This window comes from Acidovorax sp. M2(2025), assembly GCF_049330835.1.
In the GTDB taxonomy this organism is placed as follows: Bacteria; Pseudomonadota; Gammaproteobacteria; order Burkholderiales; family Burkholderiaceae_C; genus Acidovorax.
In genome coordinates, this window is the sequence record NZ_CP186262.1 from 4,635,684 (window position 1) to 4,652,683 (window position 17,000).

15 protein-coding genes are annotated in these 17,000 nt (G+C 70.9%); 10 read left to right on the plus strand and 5 right to left on the minus strand.

Annotated elements, in window-relative coordinates:
* Positions 1 to 44 precede the first annotated feature (44 nt).
* Both ACOYR3_RS21295 and ACOYR3_RS21300 read right to left on the minus strand, forming a co-directional pair.
* The gene (locus ACOYR3_RS21295; protein ID WP_422844297.1) at positions 45 to 1,142 is read right to left on the minus strand and encodes a M14 family metallopeptidase; all 1,098 of its coding nucleotides are present in this window, start codon (positions 1,140 to 1,142) and stop codon (positions 45 to 47) included.
* Positions 1,143 to 1,241: 99 nt separating this feature from the next.
* Positions 1,242 to 2,453, minus strand: a complete 1,212-nt coding sequence (locus ACOYR3_RS21300) for a M20 aminoacylase family protein (protein WP_422844298.1) — start codon at positions 2,451 to 2,453, stop codon at positions 1,242 to 1,244.
* A 77-nt stretch (positions 2,454 to 2,530) separates the two neighbouring features.
* Between ACOYR3_RS21300 and argE the strand changes: the two genes are divergently transcribed.
* Positions 2,531 to 3,703 carry an acetylornithine deacetylase gene (argE, locus tag ACOYR3_RS21305; protein WP_422844299.1) on the plus strand — a complete coding sequence of 391 codons (1,173 nt, stop codon included), beginning with the start codon at positions 2,531 to 2,533 and terminating at the stop codon, positions 3,701 to 3,703.
* Between the two features lie 111 nt (positions 3,704 to 3,814).
* Here the strand turns inward: argE and ACOYR3_RS21310 are convergent, their stop codons facing one another.
* On the minus strand, positions 3,815 to 4,963 hold the full coding sequence (locus ACOYR3_RS21310) for an ABC transporter substrate-binding protein (RefSeq protein ID WP_422844300.1): 1,149 nt from the start codon (positions 4,961 to 4,963) through the stop codon (positions 3,815 to 3,817).
* Between the two features lie 126 nt (positions 4,964 to 5,089).
* Between ACOYR3_RS21310 and ACOYR3_RS21315 the strand changes: the two genes are divergently transcribed.
* Complete coding sequence (locus tag ACOYR3_RS21315; RefSeq protein WP_422844301.1) at positions 5,090 to 7,171, plus strand: molybdopterin-containing oxidoreductase family protein; 2,082 nt, start codon at positions 5,090 to 5,092, stop codon at positions 7,169 to 7,171.
* A gap of 37 nt (positions 7,172 to 7,208) precedes the next feature.
* Here the strand turns inward: ACOYR3_RS21315 and ACOYR3_RS21320 are convergent, their stop codons facing one another.
* A complete protein-coding gene (locus ACOYR3_RS21320; protein WP_422844302.1) occupies positions 7,209 to 8,105 on the minus strand; it encodes an epimerase in 897 nt (298 codons plus the stop codon).
* A gap of 269 nt (positions 8,106 to 8,374) precedes the next feature.
* Between ACOYR3_RS21320 and ACOYR3_RS21325 the strand changes: the two genes are divergently transcribed.
* The 8 genes from ACOYR3_RS21325 to ACOYR3_RS21360 all read left to right on the plus strand — a co-directional run bounded on the left by ACOYR3_RS21325 (position 8,375) and on the right by ACOYR3_RS21360 (position 15,879).
* Positions 8,375 to 9,262: a LysR family transcriptional regulator gene (locus ACOYR3_RS21325; protein WP_422844303.1), complete on the plus strand. Its 888-nt coding sequence runs from the start codon at positions 8,375 to 8,377 to the stop codon at positions 9,260 to 9,262.
* 114 nt (positions 9,263 to 9,376) lie between these two features.
* The gene (locus ACOYR3_RS21330) at positions 9,377 to 11,089 is read left to right on the plus strand and encodes a DUF4139 domain-containing protein (protein WP_422844304.1); all 1,713 of its coding nucleotides are present in this window, start codon (positions 9,377 to 9,379) and stop codon (positions 11,087 to 11,089) included.
* Between the two features lie 61 nt (positions 11,090 to 11,150).
* Positions 11,151 to 11,621, plus strand: coding sequence for a universal stress protein (locus ACOYR3_RS21335; RefSeq protein WP_422844305.1), 471 nt, complete (start codon positions 11,151 to 11,153; stop codon positions 11,619 to 11,621).
* Between the two features lie 128 nt (positions 11,622 to 11,749).
* A complete protein-coding gene (locus ACOYR3_RS21340) occupies positions 11,750 to 12,259 on the plus strand; it encodes a phosphatidylglycerophosphatase A (RefSeq protein ID WP_422844306.1) in 510 nt (169 codons plus the stop codon).
* A complete protein-coding gene (locus tag ACOYR3_RS21345; RefSeq protein ID WP_422844307.1) occupies positions 12,259 to 12,786 on the plus strand; it encodes a CinA family protein in 528 nt (175 codons plus the stop codon). Before ACOYR3_RS21340 ends, ACOYR3_RS21345 begins: the two co-directional genes overlap by 1 nt.
* A gap of 227 nt (positions 12,787 to 13,013) precedes the next feature.
* Positions 13,014 to 14,891 carry a cyclic nucleotide-binding and patatin-like phospholipase domain-containing protein gene (locus ACOYR3_RS21350; protein ID WP_422844308.1) on the plus strand — a complete coding sequence of 626 codons (1,878 nt, stop codon included), beginning with the start codon at positions 13,014 to 13,016 and terminating at the stop codon, positions 14,889 to 14,891.
* A 51-nt stretch (positions 14,892 to 14,942) separates the two neighbouring features.
* Positions 14,943 to 15,431: a nuclear transport factor 2 family protein gene (locus ACOYR3_RS21355; RefSeq protein ID WP_422844309.1), complete on the plus strand. Its 489-nt coding sequence runs from the start codon at positions 14,943 to 14,945 to the stop codon at positions 15,429 to 15,431.
* A gap of 40 nt (positions 15,432 to 15,471) precedes the next feature.
* Positions 15,472 to 15,879: a GFA family protein gene (locus tag ACOYR3_RS21360; protein WP_422844310.1), complete on the plus strand. Its 408-nt coding sequence runs from the start codon at positions 15,472 to 15,474 to the stop codon at positions 15,877 to 15,879.
* A 233-nt stretch (positions 15,880 to 16,112) separates the two neighbouring features.
* Here ACOYR3_RS21360 and ACOYR3_RS21365 read toward each other — a convergent pair whose 3' ends face one another.
* Positions 16,113 to 16,967, minus strand: coding sequence for a UPF0149 family protein (locus tag ACOYR3_RS21365; RefSeq protein ID WP_422844311.1), 855 nt, complete (start codon positions 16,965 to 16,967; stop codon positions 16,113 to 16,115).
* Positions 16,968 to 17,000: the final 33 nt, after the last annotated feature.

Here is a 17,000-nt window from a genome sequence, read left to right on the forward strand (position 1 = left end):
AAAAGCCGGAAGCGTCTCCCGACCGGGCGCAGGGGCGGTCCCGCTCACCCGGCCAGGCCGTCCACGGCCTGGAACAGGGCCTGGCGCGCCTGGCTGATGATCTGGCCCTTCCACTGCGGCGTGTCGGTGTAGAAGGCGGCCAGCATGTGCGACTTGATCCGGGCGGCCTGTTCGGCGGGGGCCTCGGGGTGCAGGTTCAGCCACTGCTCTGCGCGGATCGCGTCCATCACCTCCAGCACGGGCACGGTGCCGTACTCCATGGCGATGCCGGTGTATTCGGCGTGGGGACATTCGTCGTAGATGGCGCCCCACATCAGCCCGGTGAGAAAGGCCGAGGTGGACGTCCCGTCGTAGATCGACGTGACGGGCGTGGCGCCGCCGCCGTCCCACCAGCGGCGGGTGCGGGCCACGGCCGCATCGTCGTCGCGGCCGGCGTAGATGCGCTCGCCATGGCCGCTGGGGCCGAGGCCCGTGTGCAGGTCGATCCAGGCAATGCGCGACGCGGACGCGCCATGGCGGCGCAGCACCTGGCGCAGCGTGCGGTTGCTCCAGGTCGGCTCGGTGCCGCCAAAGAACAGGCCGTCCGGAAACTCATGCTGGCCGCGCGAAATGGCGGCCTGCCACGCGGCCTCGCCCCGGGTGGCGATGTACTGCTGCACGGCCGCGGCGTTCTCCGGGCCCGGGGGCCAGTGCGGCGGCAGCAGCAGCGGATGCACCTCGCGGTAGGCCTCGTTCACCGGCAGCGGGCGCGAGAAGTCCTGGAAGTTGCGGTTCAGGTCCACGTTTTCGTGGGTGAAGCGCCGCAGGTGCGAGAACCCGTACGGGTTGAGCGCATGGATGTACAGCGTGGCGACACCCGCCCCCCGCGCCTTGGCGCGCCACTCGGCATCGCGCAGCGCATAGACCTGCACGCCACTGCCGCAGTAGCCCTCGACGCCATGGCAGGCGCTGCTCACGATCAGCAGCCGCTCGGCCTGCGGCGGCCCGTCCAGGACCACGTCCATGGCCAGGTCTTCGCCGTCGCGCCCCTTGAGAGGGTGCAGGTGCGTCTCGATCGGCAACCCCGCCGTGGCCGCGGCCTCCAGGAACTGGGTGCGCGCGCGGGCGTAGGTGGGCGAAAAGGCTTCGGCGATACCGGTCATGGGCAGGGCTTTCTTCGGGTGGGTTGCGGAGGAAGCGGGAAAACCGGGGCACGGGCCGCGCCGGGCGTGCCCGCTCGTGCCCCCGGGGCGGTGTGGGGCTTACGCCGCGCGGGCCGGCTGGGCCAGCCACGCCTGGGCCAGCTGGACCCAGTAGGTGGCCCCCAGCGGGATCAGGTCGTCATTGAAGTCGTAGCTCGGGTTGTGCAGCATGCAGGGGCCGCCGCCGTGGCCCATCTCGCGGTGGGCGCCGTCGCCGTTGGCGATGAAGCAGTACGCCCCGGGCTTGGCCTGCAGCATGTAGGCAAAGTCTTCGGCGCCCATGGTGGGCTCCTGCACCAGCACCTTGTCCTCGCCCACGATGCCGGCCATCACCTTGCGCGCAAACTCGGCCTCGGCCGGCGAATTCACGGTGGGCGGGTAGTTGCGCACGAACTCGAATTCGCAGGTGGCGTCGTGCGCGGCGCAGTGGTGCTCGGCGATCTGGCGCATGCGCTTTTCAATGAGGTCCGTCACCTCGGTGGTGAAGGTGCGCACCGTGCCCTGCAGCTCGACGCTGTCGGGCACCACATTGCTGGCCTCGCCCGCGTGGATCATGGTGACCGAGATCACGCCCGCGTCCACGGGCTTCTTGTTGCGGCTGATGATGGTCTGGAAGGTCTGAACCATGCCACAGGCGATCGGCACCGGGTCGATGCCCGTGTGCGGCAGCGCCGCGTGGCCGCCCTTGCCACGGATGGTGATCCTGAATTCGGTGGTCGATGCCATCACCGGGCCGGGGCTCACGGCAAAGGTGCCCACCGGCATGCCGGGCCAGTTGTGCATGCCGTACACGGCCTCCATGGGGAACTGCTCGAACAGGCCGTCCTCGATCATCACGCGGGCGCCGCCGCCGCCTTCTTCGGCCGGCTGGAAGATCAGGTACACGGTGCCGTCGAAGTCGCGGTGCTTGGCAAAGTGCTGCGCCGCAGCCAGCAGCATGGCCACATGGCCGTCGTGGCCGCAGGCGTGCATCTTGCCGGCGTGCTGGCTGGCGTGGGCGAAGGTGTTGAACTCCTGCATGGGCAGGGCGTCCATGTCGGCCCGCAGGCCGATGGCGCGGCCGCAGGCGCCGCCGTCGCGGCCCTGCACGATGCCCACCACGCCCGTCTTGCCCAGGCCGCGGTGGATGGGAATGCCCCATTCGGTGAGCTTTTGCGCCACCACGTCGGCCGTGCGCACCTCTTCAAAGCACAGCTCGGGGTGGGCATGAATGTCCCGGCGCACCGCAGCGATACCCGCGGCCTGCGTGACGATGGAATCAATAACGTTCATGATATGCATCCTTACGATCTCAGAGTCTAGCCCGCCGGCCCAGCATTGCGCCACCCCGGGTTTATTTGCACTGCAACATGACGCTTTCCCCGCACGCCCTTGAACTTGCGCAAACCCTGGTGCGCATGAACACCGTCAGCCAGAACTCGAACCTGGAGCTGATCCACTTCCTGCGCGACCACCTCGCGAAGCTTGGTGTGAAAAGCCACCTGACCTTCAACGAAAGCAAGACCAAGGCCAACCTGTTCGCCACGCTGGGCGAAGGCAAGCCCGCCGGCGTCATCCTCTCGGGCCACACCGACACCGTGCCCTGGGACGGCCAGGACTGGACCATGGACCCGCTGAGCGCCCTGGTGAAGGAAGGCCCGGAGGGCCCCAGCCTCTACGGGCGGGGCAGTGCGGACATGAAGGCCTTCATCGGCATCGCCGTGTCGCAGGCCGAGCAGTTCCTGAACAGCAATGCTCCCTTCGCCATCCACTACGCCTTCAGCTACGAGGAGGAGATCGGCTGCTTTGGCGTTCGGGAACTGATTGCCGACCTGCGCGATGCCGGCATCCAGCCGCTGGCCTGCATCGTGGGCGAGCCCACCAGCATGGTGCCCGCCATCGCGCACAAGGGCGTGTACCGCTACAAGTGCTGCGTGCGCGGCAAGGAGGCGCACTCCTCGCTCACGCCGCACTCGGTCAACGCCATCGAGATGGCGGCGCGCGTGGTGGGCCGCCTGCGGGACATGGGGGAAGGTTTCGAGCGCGAGGAGCCGCGGTTCGAGGGCTTTGACGTGCCGTTCTCGACCACCAGCGTGGGCCAGTTCCACGGCGGCATCGCCGACAACGTGGTGCCGCGCGATGCCGAGTTCCGCTACGAATTCCGCGACCTGCCCACGGCCAACGCCGCGCAGATGCAGGCCGAGGTGGTGGCCTACGCCCGATCGCTGGAGCCGGCCATGAAGAAGGTGGCGCCCGCGGCGGGCTTCGACTTCGAGACCATCTGCGAGATCCCGAGCTTCCTGGGCCGCCCGGACGACCCGGTGACGCGCCTGGCCCAGAAACTCTCGGGCGAGCAAGGCACCACGCTGGTGGCCTTTGGCACCGAAGCGGGCCTGTTCAAGAACGCCGGCATCCCCACCGTGGTGTGCGGCCCCGGCAGCATCCGCCAGGCGCACCAGCCCGACGAGTACGTGAGCCTGGAGCAGCTCGCGCGGTGCGAAGCCTTCATGCAGGGGCTGGCGCGCACCGCATCCATTGACTGAGTCCGTGGGCCGCCACCGGCGCAACCCAGGCTCAGGGCCACCATGGAACGGGCTCCGCCAGGCCACGGGTGGCGCCCCCTTGGGGGAAGGCGCGCAGCGCCTCAGGGAGACTCAAGTCCTGACGCGCCCGTCGCCGGTCAGCATCGACATTTCCACGAACTTCGATGCCGCGTGGCTGGTGGCGCTGAACGACACCGGAAAGCCCGCGATGACCTGGCTGCCCAGGGCCTCGGTGCCGGCGATGAAGCTCTCGCGCGTGATCTTGCCGCTGGCCTGCGCCTGGCGCAGGCCCTCCGCAAAGATGCGTGCCGCCAGGTAGCCTTCCATGCTGGAGTAGTTGGGCTGCACCTTGTCGCCGCCCTTCTTGATGGCGTCCAGAAATTCCCGTGTGATGGGCCGCGAAGGCTGGTAGGGCGAGGGCACCACCTGCGAGACGACCACGCCCGCGCCGTCCTTGCCCAGCGCGTCGGCCAGGGCCTGCGTGCCCACGAACGACACGTTGTAGAAGGTGCCGCCGTAGCCCGCCTTGCGCGCCGCCCGCACGAAGGCCGCGGCCGAGGCGTAGGCCGTGATCTGGATGACCGCGTCGGGCGCCGCGGGCGCCAGCTTCTCCACCGCGGCCTTCACGTCGGTGGAGTTGCGCTCCACCGTGGCCGTGGCCACGGGGGTCAGCTTCAGTTCGGTCAGCGCACGCATCACGCCGTCCAGCCCCGCCTTGCCATAGGCATCGTTCTGGTGAAAGACCGCGATTTTTCGCAGGCCCAGGTTGGTGAGCTGGCGCACGATGAGCGCCGTCTCGTCGTAGTACGAGGCGCGCACGTGAAAGATCAGCCGGTTGAATGGCTGGCGCAGCGACTCGGCCCCCGTGAACGGCCCGAAGAACGGCACCTTGTCCTTGGTGAACAGCGGCAGCGCCGCCATGCTGGTGGGTGTGCCGATGTAGCCGAACAGCGCAAAGACGTCCTCGGCAATCAGCTTGCGGGTGTTCTCGGCGCAGCGGTCGGGCTCATAGCCGTCGTCCAGCGTGCGGATTTCCACCATGCGCCGGCCCACCCCGCCCTGGGCGTTCAGCTGGTCAAAAAACAGCTGGGCTCCCTGGTGGAACTGCACCCCCAGCTGCGCCGCGGGGCCGGTAAAGGCCGCCGACTGGCCCAGCACGATGCGCCCCTCGCCCTGCGCGCGCACCAGCCCGGCCCCTGCCAGCGCTGCCGCGCCCAGGCCCACGGAAAACTGCCTGCGTCCCCAACCCGCTTGGTTCATGGTGAAATCCCTGCTCTTGTGAATCGAGGGCATCCCCCGCGCCGCCGGATAGGCAGGCACGCGGACGGTGCCCACCTATGAACGCCCGTTCCAACCCTGGCGGCAGTTTACGATCAAGACACAAAAATGCCCACGTCCCGCCCCGCAATAGCCCTGCACACCGCCCCGACACAGGTGCGCGGCGCCTGCCCGCACGACTGCCCTGACACCTGCGCCCTGCTCACCACCGTGGACGAGCACGGCGTGGCCACCCGCGTGCAGGGCAACCCCGACCACCGCCACACCGACGGCGCGCTGTGCGCCAAGGTCAGCAAGTACACCGAGCGCACCTACCACCCCGAGCGCGTGCTCACGCCGCTCAAGCGCACAGGCCCCAAGGGCAGCGGCCAGTTCACCCCCGTGAGCTGGGACGACGCGCTGGGCGACATCGCGCAGCGCCTGCAGGCGATTGCCGCCCGCGCCCCCGAGGCCATCCTGCCCTACAGCTACGCCGGCACCATGGGCATGGTGCAGGGCGAGAGCATGGACCGCCGCTTCTTCCACAAGCTGGGCGCCTCGCAGCTGGACCGCACCATCTGTGCGTCGGCGGGCGCCGAGGCACTCACGCAGACGCTGGGCGGCAAGGTGGGCATGAAGGTGGAGTTCTTTGCCGAGGCGCAGCTCATCCTCATCTGGGGCAGCAACTCCATCGGCAGCAACCTGCACTTCTGGCGTTACGCCCAGCAGGCCAAGCGCAATGGCGCCAGGCTGGTGTGCATCGACCCCCGCAAGAGCGAGACGGCCGACAAGTGCCACGAGCACATCCAACTGCGCCCCGGCACCGACGCGGCGCTGGCCCTGGCGCTGATGCACGAGCTGATCGCCAATGATTGGCTGGACCACGACTACATCGCCCGCCACACGCTGGGCTGGGAGCCCTTGCGCGAACGCGCCCTGCAGTGGCCGCCCGAGCGCGCGGCCGAGGTGTGCGGCATTCCCGCAGAGCAAATCCGGCAACTGGCCCGGGACTATGGCACCACGAAGCCCGCCGCCATCCGCCTGAACTACGGCATGCAGCGCGTGCGCGGCGGCGGCAATGCGGTGCGGGCCGTGGCCTGCCTGCCGGCGCTGACGGGCGCGTGGCGCCACCGCGCGGGCGGCGTGCTGCTGTCCAGCTCGGGGCAGTTCCCGGCGCAGCGGGGCGTGCTGCAGCGGCCCGACCTGCTCCCCGCAGGCACGGTGCCGCGCACCATCAACATGTCCACCATTGGCGACGACCTGCTGCGCGAGGCCTCGCCCGCGTTCGGCCCCCAGGTCGAGGCCATCGTGGTCTACAACAGCAACCCCGTGGCGGTGGCGCCCGACTCCGGCAAGGTCGTGCAAGGCTTTGCGCGCGAGGATTTGTTCACCGTGGTGCTGGAACACTTCCGCACCGACACGGCTGACTACGCCGACTACATCCTGCCCGCCACCACGCAGCTGGAGCACTGGGATGTGCACCTCTCCTACGGCCACACCGACGTGCTGCTCAACCGCCCGGCGATTGCGCCGCTGGGCGAGGCGCGCAGCAACGCGCAGATCTTCCGCGACCTGGCCGCGCGCATGGGCTTCACCGAGCCCTGCTTTGCCGACAGCGACGAGGCCCTGTGCCGCCAGGCGTTTGGCGACGCGGTGGACTACGCGCTGCTGCAATCGCAAGGCTTTGCCACGCTGGCGCTGCCCGACGCGCCGTTTGCCGAAGGCAACTTCCCGTCGCCTTCGGGCAAGTGCGAGTTCTACAGCGCCCGCCTGGCCGCCCAGGGCCTGGACGGCCTGCCCGGCCACCTGCCCAACCACGAACTGCAGGGCACCGACGCCCGCTACCCGCTGGCCATGATCTCGCCGCCCGCACGCAATTTCTTGAACTCCACCTTCGTGAACGTGCAGAGCCTGCGCACCCTCGAAGGCCGTCCGGTGCTGGAGATCCACCCCGACGACGCGGAGGCCCGCGGCATTGGCAACGATGCCGTGGTGCGGGTGTTCAACGACCGGGGCAGCTACCTGTGCCACGCGGTGGTCTCGCGCCGCGCGCGGCCCGGCGTGGTCAACGGCCTGGGGATCTGGTGGCGCAAGTTCGGGCTGAACGGCACCAACGTGAACGAGGTGACCAGCCAGGCCCTCACCGACCTGGGCCGCGCCCCCACGTTCTACGACTGCCTGGTCGAGGTGCAGGCGCACGCTGGCGCCTAGCCGCCCCGGGGCCCTGGGGCGCGGCGTTCATCGGCGCTCATGCCACGGCGGCGCGGGGCGTTGGCCCCGCCAGCAGGCCCAGGTCTGCAAGCGCCTGGCGCACGGCCTGATCGAACGGGGTGCGCGGCTCCTCGCCCAGCAAGGCGCACAGGCGGGTGTTGTCCAGCCGGTGCGGGGTGCGCCACAGGTAGCGCATCGCCGCGAGTGCCCCCAGGGTGGGCACGGCCAGCCCCGCCAGGCGCAGCAGCGGCCAGGGCATGCGGCCCACGCGCAGCGCCCCTGACGCCGGCAGCCACCCCTGCTCGGCAGCCACAGCGGTAAAGCACTGCAGCCACTGCTGCGCCGTGACGGTGTGGCCCGCAAAGTGCAGGCACTCAAAGGGCGCCAGACGGTCCCGTTCCTGCGCCACCCGTACAAAGGCGCGTGCCAGGTCTGGCAGGTAGGCCCAGGGCGTGGCGACGTCCAGCGGGCCGGGCCAGGTGACGCGGCCGCGCGGCAGGTCCTTGGCGATGGCCAGGTCGAGCCAGCTGCCGGTGCCGCTGCCGAAAAAATCGCCCGCGCGCAGCACCACCGCGCGCATGCGCCCGTCGCGCGTGGCCTCGGCCAGGCGCTGCTCCAGCGTGACCCGCAGGCGGCCCATGAATCCGGTGGCGGCCTGGGGGGTGCCCTCCCGCAGCAGGGGCGGCATGGCCTCGCCGAAGTTGTAGACATTGCCCGGCAGCATCAGCGTGGCGTGCAGTTGCCGGGCCACGGCGATCGCCGCGTCCATGAGGCCCGGCGCCTGCGCGCGCCAGGCCTTGTGCGTGTAGGCCGGGTTGAGCGCGTGCACCACCACGGTGGCGCCGCGCGCCTGGGCGGCCAGGGCCGCGGTGTCGTGCACCTCGGCCGGCAGCCACCACACGCCGGCAACGGCCGGCAGGACCTGGCTGCGCACGCCCGGCCGCACCTGGGCCAGCACCTGCCACCCGGCCTGCGCAAACCCCCCCCCCCCCCCCCCCCCCCCCCCCCCCCCCCCCCGCCGAGGATCAGCACGGTCTGGGCGTTGTCGTGCGGGAGCGGGGTGGAAGGCATGGCGGGTTCTCCAGAAATGAGGGACTGCACGCGGCAGCACAGGCGTCATTGTGGAAAGCCCCGGGCGGTCACACAATCGCCTAACTTCCCATAACAGGTATTCAGATTCATATACCTCCCTCCGGGGCCCGCATGAACACTTCGCCTTTCAACTGGAGCCTGGTGCAATCGTTTTTGGCCGCGCTGGACCAGGGCAGCCTGCTGGGGGCGGCGCGCGTGCTGCGCACCAGCCAGCCCACCGTGGGCCGCCACATCGCGGAACTGGAAACCCAGCTGGGCGTGGTGCTGTTTGAACGCACCGGGCGGGGCCTGCAGCCCACGCCCGTGGCCCTGCAACTGGCCGAGTCCGCACGGGCCATGGAGGCCGGGGCGCACCAGCTGGCGCGCAGCGTGTCGGGTGCCGAAGCGGGCGTGGCGGGCACGGTGCGCATCACGGCCAGCCAGCCCGTGGCCTGCGTGCTGCTGCCGCCCGTGCTCGCGCGCATGCGGCAGGCGCTGCCCGACGTGCAGGTGGAGCTGGTGGCCAGCAACGAGGTCGCCAACCTGCTGCGCCGCGAGGCCGACATCGCCCTGCGCATGGTGCGCCCCGGCCAGGCCAGCCTGGTGGCCCGGCGCATCGGCACCGTGACGCTGGGCGCCTACGCTCACCGCGACTACCTGCGCCGCAAGGGCACGCCCCGGCAGCCGTCCGATCTGCTGCAGCACGAGCTGGTGGGCGCGGACCGCAATGAGGACATCCTGCGCGGCTTCATGGCCCTGGGCACGGCCGTGGAGCGCCAGCACTTTGCGTTCCGCACCGACGACCTCATCGCCTACTGGGAAGGCGTGCGCGCAGGGCTGGGCATTGGCTTCGTGGCCGACTACGTGGCGCGCACCGACCCCGGCGTGGTGCCGGTGCTGCCCCAGTTGCCCCTGCCGGAGCTGCCCATCTGGCTGACCGTGCACCGCGAAATCCGCACCAGCCGCAAGATCCGGGCGGTGTACGACTTTCTGGCGCAGGAGGTGCCGCATGGGTTGTGACGGCACCGCCCCTGCGCAACCCCGGCCTCACACCTTAAGCCGGCCTGCGGCTCTGCGGCTCTGCGGCTCTGCGGCTCTACGGCTCTACGGCTCTACGGCTCTACGGCTGCTAGCATGCCGGTTCCCTTTGTCCACCGCGCCCAAGGAAGCCCCGTGAACCCTCTGTCGTCCCCCCTGACGCGCCTGCTCCCGGGCGCCCCGCTGCGGCCCGTGGCCCTGTCCGGCCTGGCCCTGCTGTGCAGCGCCGCCGCACCGGTGCTGGCCCAGGACAGCTCGCGCATCGCCCGCGTCACCGTCTACCCCGGCAGCGCCACCGTGGAGCGGGTGGCCCGGGTGCCGGCGGGGGCGCGCAGCCTCACCCTGGCCTGCCTGCCGGCCTCGCTGGACGCGCAAAGCCTGCAGATCAACGCGGACCCGGCCGTGCGCGTGGGCGAGTTCAACGTGCTCACGGAAGACCGCGACGTGGTGAGCGCCTGCGCCAGCCCGCTCGACGGGCGCATCCGCGAGCTGGAGGACCAGATTGCCGGCGTGAAGGCCGAGGTCTCCGCCCTGCAGCTGGTGGACAGCTACCTGCGCAGTGTGGCCGGCAGCCACGTGCCGGACGATGCCGCGCCGGCCCGCAGCACGCCCGCGCCGGGGGCCGCGCAGATCACCGCCACGGCCGAGGTGCTGCGCAAGTCCGGGCAGGACGCCTTCGCCCGCACCCACCAGCTCCAGCGCAAGCAGCAGGCGCTGGAGCTGGCCCTGAAGCCCCTGGTGGCCGAGCGCGACCGCGTGGCCAGCCAGCGCGCGCGGGTGGTGTCGGTCACCATCAACCTCGCCACCGAGCGCGAGGCCGAGCTGCGCCTGTCCTACCAGGTGCGCGGCCCCGGGTGGCAGCCCACCTACCGCGCCACGCTGGACGCCGCCAAGTCCACCGTGCTGATCGAGCGCCAGGCCCTGGTGGCCCAGAACAGCGGCGAAGACTGGAGCAATGTGCAGCTGGCCCTGTCCACCGGCCAGCCGGGCCGCGCCACGCAAGGCCGGCTGCCGCGCCCCTGGACGCTGGACGTGGAGGCCCCCGTGCCGCAGGCCAGGCCCGCCGCGCCCGCCATGGCGCTGGAGGCCGTCCCGGCCCCCGCCCCGCTGGCGCGGGCGCGCAATGCGGCCGACGAGCCCCTGCCCTCCTTTGACGTGAGCACCTTCGACAAAGGCTTTGCCACCGAATTCGCCGTGCCGCAGCGCATCACCGTGCCCTCCAGCGGCCAGCGCGTGACGCTGGCCCTGGGCAGCCTCACGGCCCCCGCCACGCTGCTCACGCGCGCCGCACCCGCCGTGGAAGAGGCGGCCTATCTGGTGGCCCACCTGGCGCAGCCGCCCGGGGTGTGGCCTGCGGGCCCGGCGGGCCTGTACCGCGACGGCGCCTTCGTCGGCAACGGGCGCGTGGACTTTGGCACGCCCAGCGCCGGGGCGCCGCAGGGCAGCACCAGCCTGTCGTTCGGGCGGGACGAGCTGGTGGCCGTGCGCGCCGAGGCGCCGCAGGATCTCACCGGCAGCGCCGGATTCACCGGCGCGCGCACCGAGCGCAAGACCCGCCGGACCTACAGCGTGGAGAACCACCACAAGAGCGCCATCACGCTGCAGGTGCTGCACGCGGCCCCGGTGTCGCGCCATGAGAAGATCGAGGTCGAATCGCGCTACCAGCCCGAGCCCGCCGACACGGCCTGGAACCGCACGCCCGGCATGGTGGCCTGGCAGCAGCCCCTGGCGGCGGGCGCCATGGCGCAGTTCACCGCCGAGCACACGCTGCGCTACCCCAAGGACATCGAGCTGCGGGAACGCCAGTGACGGCGCCGCGCCGCCCGCTTCTTCCCTTCCCACCCTCACCCCCACTCCCACCTCCACTGCCATGAGCTACCAACACATCCTTGTCGCCGTCGACGGCAGCCCCACCGCCGACCAGGCCGTTGCCCAGGCCGCGGACCTCGCGCAGGCCACGGGCGGGCGCGTCCGGCTGCTGAACGTGATGGACCCGATCGCCCACATCAGCGGCTTTGAACAGCCGCAGGTCTACCAGCAGGAGGTGCTGCCCCGGCTGCGCCGCGCCGGCGAAGCCCTGCTGGACGCCGCCCGCACCCAGGTGGCGCGACGCGGCGTGCCGGTGGACACGGTGCTGCTCGAGAACCTGGACGCGCGGGTGGCCGAGCTGGTGGTGGACCATGCCCGCAGCTGGGGCGCGGACCTGATCGTGCTGGGCACGCACGGCCGCCGCGGCCTGGCGCGCGTGCTGATGGGCAGCGACGCCGAACAGATCGCGCGCACCGCGCCCGTGCCGGTGCTGCTGGTGCGCCAGCAGGCGGCGCAGGCCGGGCAGGCCTGACGCCGGGCCCCGCCAAGCCCCACGCCGCCGCACCCGCAGGCACCCCGCTGCCCGTCCGCACGGCCCATTGGGCAGCCTTTTCTTCCGCGCACCCCTCGCCCCGACTCTCTCTGCACCCGCCCCCCGCCATGTCCGCCTCTCCCCTCCTGCGCCCCAGCGTGCGCTTCCTGCTGGCCCACCCGGCCCATTTCATCGCCCTGGGGTTTGGCGCGGGCCTGGCGCCCAAGGCGCCGGGCACGGTGGGCACGTTGTGGGCCTGGCTCAGCTACCTGGTGCTGCAGCAGTGGCTGTCCCCCCTGCAGATGGGCGCGGTGATCGCCGCCAGCACGCTGGTGGGGTGGTGGGCCTGCACCGCCACCGCGCGCCACCTGGGCGTGGCCGACCCCGGCGCCGTGGTGTGGGACGAGGTGGTGGCCTTCTGGGCGGTGCTGTGGCTGGCCATGCCCATGGGCTTCTGGGGCCAGCTGGTGGCCCTTGCGCTGTTTCGCTTCTTTGATGCGGCCAAGCCCGGCCCGGTGGGCTGGGCCGACGGCCTCTTCAAGGGCTTTGGCTGGCGCGGCGGCTGGGGTATCTTGTGGGACGACTTTGTGGCAGCCTTCTGCACCTTGCTGGTCATCGCGCTGTGGAGGTTTTTTTGATGGCAACCGTTTCACTATCAAAAAGTGAGCTGCCCGCGCTTGATGCACAAGCGCTGGAGGCCAATTTGACCCAAATCTCCTTGCGGCTGCTGCAGCAGCGCCGGATGCTGGCCACCGCCGAAAGCTGCACGGGCGGCATGATCGCCGCCGCCTGCACCGACCTGCCGGGCTCCAGCCAGTGGTTCGAGCGCGGCTTCGTCACCTATTCCAACGCGGCCAAGACCCAGATGCTGGGCGTGCCCGCCGCGCTCATCGAGCAGGAAGGCGCCGTGAGCGAAGCCGTGGCCCGCGCCATGGCCGATGGCGCCCTGGCCCACTCGCAGGCCCAGGTCAGCCTGGCCGTGACAGGTGTGGCCGGCCCCACGGGGGGCAGCGAGGCCAAGCCCGTGGGAACCGTGTGGTTCGCCTGGTGCGTGGGCGGCGCCACACACAGCGAGGTGCAGCACTTCGCCGGCGACCGCGCCGCCATCCGCGCGGCCACGGTGCGCTACGCGCTGCAGCGGCTGCTGGGCTGGCTGCCGGCCTGAGCCGCAGCCGGTCACCGCCCCCTGCCTGGCCCCGCGAGCCGTCAACGGGCTCCGGGCGCCGTGCATTTGTTCACGCGCACCGCGCCTGCGTGCCGGCCATGGCGCGCCACGGCCTGGCGGCGTTCCTAGAATCCGCCCCTTCGCACGCCGTGCAGTGCACGCCGCCCAAAGCCGGGCCGGCGGCCGCAACACGCCTGCCACCCGACTGCCGATTCCGCGCCCCGACCATGCACGCCTTTACCGCCAGCCAGAACCAACTGCTCACCGAACACCTGCGCAGCTTTTTGCAAGGCATCGAGCCCGACGCGCTCGAGCTGCTGCGCACCCATCTGGAATGGGTGGAAGTGCCCGGTGGCAGTACCCTGATGGCCCAGGGCGAGCCGGGGGAGTCGATGTACCTCACCGTGAGCGGCCGGCTGCGCGCCTATGTGCGCGGCGACGACGGCCAGCAGCGCCGCGTGGCCGACATGGGGCGCGGCCAGGTGATCGGCGAGATCAGCCTGTTCACCGACGCGCCCCGCTCCGCGACCGTCGTGGCGGTGCGCGATTCGGTGCTGGTGCGGCTGACCAAGAGCGTTTTCAAGACCCTGCTGGCCGGCAGCGCCCAGGTGTCGATTGCCCTGACGCGCCAGATCATCCAGCGCCTGCAGTCCGGCACCACCGGCACCGTGGCCGCGCAGGAGCGGCCCGTGGCCATGGGCCTGCTGCCCATCACCGGCGGCGTGGACCTGCAGGACTTCGGCCAGAGCCTGGCCCGCCAGCTGGGCGCCATCGGCCGCGTGCGCGTGGTGGACTCCGCCACGGTGGACGCCGAGTTGCACGAGCCCGGCATCGCCCAGCGCGAAGGGGCCGACGCCACGGCCAACCGGCGCATTGCCATGCTGCTGGACGAGATCGAGGCCCGCAACGACTTCGTGCTGCTGCTGGCCGACCCCGAACCCACGCCCTGGACGCGGCGCGTGAGCCGGCACTGCGACGAACTGCTGCTGCTGGCCGACGCGCAGGCCGAGCCGGCCATCCACCCCATCGAGGAACACTGCCTGATGCGCCGCGCCCCGCTGGCCGAGGCCGCCGAGATCCTGGTGCTGCTGCACCCGGCGGACACCCTGTGCCCGCGCGGCACGCAGCAGTGGCTGCAGCGCCGCCCGGTGGCCGACCACGTGCACGTGCGTCCCACGCTGGACCGCGACATGGCGCGGCTGGCCCGCATCCAGAGCCGCACCGCCGTGGGCCTGGTGCTGGCCGGCGGCGGTGCGCGCGGCTTTGCCCACCTGGGCATCTACCGCGCGCTGCAGGAAGAGGGCGTGGAGATCGACTGCGTGGGCGGCACCAGCATCGGCTCCGTCATGGCGGCATACGTGGCGTCGGACCGGCCGCTGGACGTGGTGATGGCCAACGCGCGCGAGGCGTTCCGCACCAACCCCACGGGCGACTGGAGCCTGCTGCCCCTGCTGTCGCTCATCAAGGGCCGCCGCCTGCGCCACATCCTGCAGCAGGCCGTGGGCCAGCTGGTGGGCTTTCCCGCCCAGGTCGAGGACCTGTGGAAGAACTATTACTGCGTGGCCACCAACTACTCCAAGGCCAGCGAGCAGGTGGTGCGCCGCGGCAGCCTGGTGAAATCGCTGCTGGCCAGCATCTCCATTCCCGGCGCGCTGCCGCCCGTGGTGCACGAGGGCGACCTGCTGTGCGACGGCGGCACGTTCAACAATTTTCCCGTGGATGTGATGCGCGGCCTGCGCGGCGTGGGCACGGTGATCGGCGTGGACCTGAACTTCCGCAAGCCGCGCCGCATCGACCTGGACGACGTGCCCACCGGCTGGGCGCTGCTGCGCGACAAGCTGCGCCCGCGCGCCAAGCGCCGCTACAAGCTGCCCTCGCTCGCCAGCTACCTGATGCAGGTCACCATCCTGTACAGCATGTCGCGCCAGCGCCAGTCGCAGCAGCTCACCGACCTGTACTTCAACCCGCCGATGGACCGCGTGGGCATGCTGCAGTGGAACCGCTTCGAGCAGATCGTGCAGCAGGGCTATGCGCACGGCATCCAGGTGCTGGATGGGCTGGACGCCCAGGCCCGGCGGCGCATCGGCGGCCTGCGGCCTGCGTGAGCACCCCGGCCCCGGGGCGTGTAGCATGGCTGCCCCGGAGGAGACCACCCCATGCACCCCAACGCCCAGACCCTGCAACGCTTCTACACGGCCTTTGCGCAACTGGACCACGCCACCATGGCCGCGTGCTACGCACCCGGCGCCACCTTCGACGACGAGGCGTTTTCGCTGCGCGGCCGCGAGCAGGTGGCCGGCATGTGGCGCATGCTGTGCACCGCCACGCAACGGCCGGGCGCGGCCGAGCACTGGAAGCTCACCTTCAGCGGCATCGAGGCCGACGACCAGGCCGGCACGGCGCACTGGGAGGCGCACTACCTCTTCAGCGCCACCGGGCGCACGGTGCACAACATCGTGGACGGCCGCTTCACCTTCACGCCCGAGGGGCTGATCGCCACGCACCGTGACCGCTTCAACTTCTGGCGCTGGGCACGGCAGGCACTGGGCGCCCCGGGCCTGCTGCTGGGCTGGTCGCCATCCCTCAAGCGCAAGGTGCGCAGCACCGCGGCGGCCAATCTGAAGAAATTCCTGGCGCAGGGCTAATGCCCCGCCAGCCGGCGGACACAACACACAAGGAGAAGCCATGCAGGTGCAAGGCCAATGCTATTGCGGCGCAATCGCCTATGAAGCGCAGGTGGAGCCCGGCACGGCGACGGTCTGCCATTGCACGGATTGCCAGGCGCATTCCGGCTCCGCCTTCCGGACCAACATCCAGGCGCCGGCGGCGGACTTTCGGCTCACCCGCGGCACACCCCGCACGTACATCAAGACGGCGGCCAGCGGCAACCGGCGCGTGCTGGCCTTCTGCGACGTCTGCGGCAGCTCGCTGTATGCCTGCGCGGCCGAAAACCCACAGGCCTACTCCCTGCGGCTCGGAACCATCACGCAGCGGCACGCGCTGGGCGCGCCGCAGCGCCAGATCTGGACGCGGAGGCGCCTCGCGTGGGTCGCCCTGCCCGAAGGCACCGACACGTTCGACGAACAACCGTAGCGCCCCCCGGCCGCCAGCGCCCTGGGGATGCTCTGCACGAATCGTCGCGCCGTGTGCATCTGCGGGCTCGGGCGGTCTGCTGCGTTGCAAATGCTCGCAATAGCCCGGCTATTGCTGCGCTTTGCGTCTTGCAGCCCATCCCGATCCGCAGCGCCCACTTGCCGCTCGATTCGTGCAGAGCATCCCTACCATCAAGCGCAAACAGCTATCAAAAATATAGCTATTGGGCGTGCTTACGCGCCGTGGCACTTCTTGTACTTCTTGCCGCTGCCGCAAGGGCACGGGTCGTTGCGCCCCGGCTCCGGCGCCTTGCGCACCGTTTCCACGCGCGGCCCCAGGCTCTTCCACAGCTGGCGCAGGTCGTACACCGCCCAGATGGCTTCGCCAAACGCTTCCACGCGTGCCTGGCTGGTGCTGGGCGGGCCGTCCTCGCTGTACATGCAGACCTCGGGCTTGCCGGTGTCGTCCTCCGTCAGCGCCACGATGCGGTCCAGCGCATCGTCGAGCCACTGCGCGGCCTCCTGGTCGCGCGGGGTGGCCCAGTCCTCGGGCCAGTTCTCCACCGCGAACATGAAGCCCAGCGCCCACACCTGGCCGAAGGACGGGACTTCCTGGCCTTCCATCTCGGCGCGCTCTGCCTCGGGCAGGCTGGCCACCGCGCCGCGCATGTCCATGGCCTCGGGCTGGTAGGTGCGGTCATCGTCCAGGGTCTTCACGTCCGCGTCGAGCTGGGCCACGACCTCGTTCCACCGGCGGTCCCACAGCTCCAGGAAGCGCGCCTGCTGGGCGGCATCGGCAAACGCGGGCAGCAGCGGCAGCGGCTCGCCATCGGCCACCTCCAGTTCGGCGCCGTCGCCCAGCAGCATGGGCAGGTACTCGGCGGGCGCAATGGGACGGCGGCTGCAGATCACGGCCGCCATGAAGCCGTCGCAGAACTCCCACTGCGGGATTTCTTCGCCGCGCGTGCGCAGGTCGTCGAGGAGGTTGTCGATCTCTTCCAGCTCGTCCAGGCCGAGCGCGGGCGCGGGCGCCGCCGGCACGTCGCCGGCCGCAGCGTCCGAAGGGGGGGTGGAGGGGGTGGGGGTCATGAGGGCTCCTGTCGTCAGGCCAGAAAGAGAAGA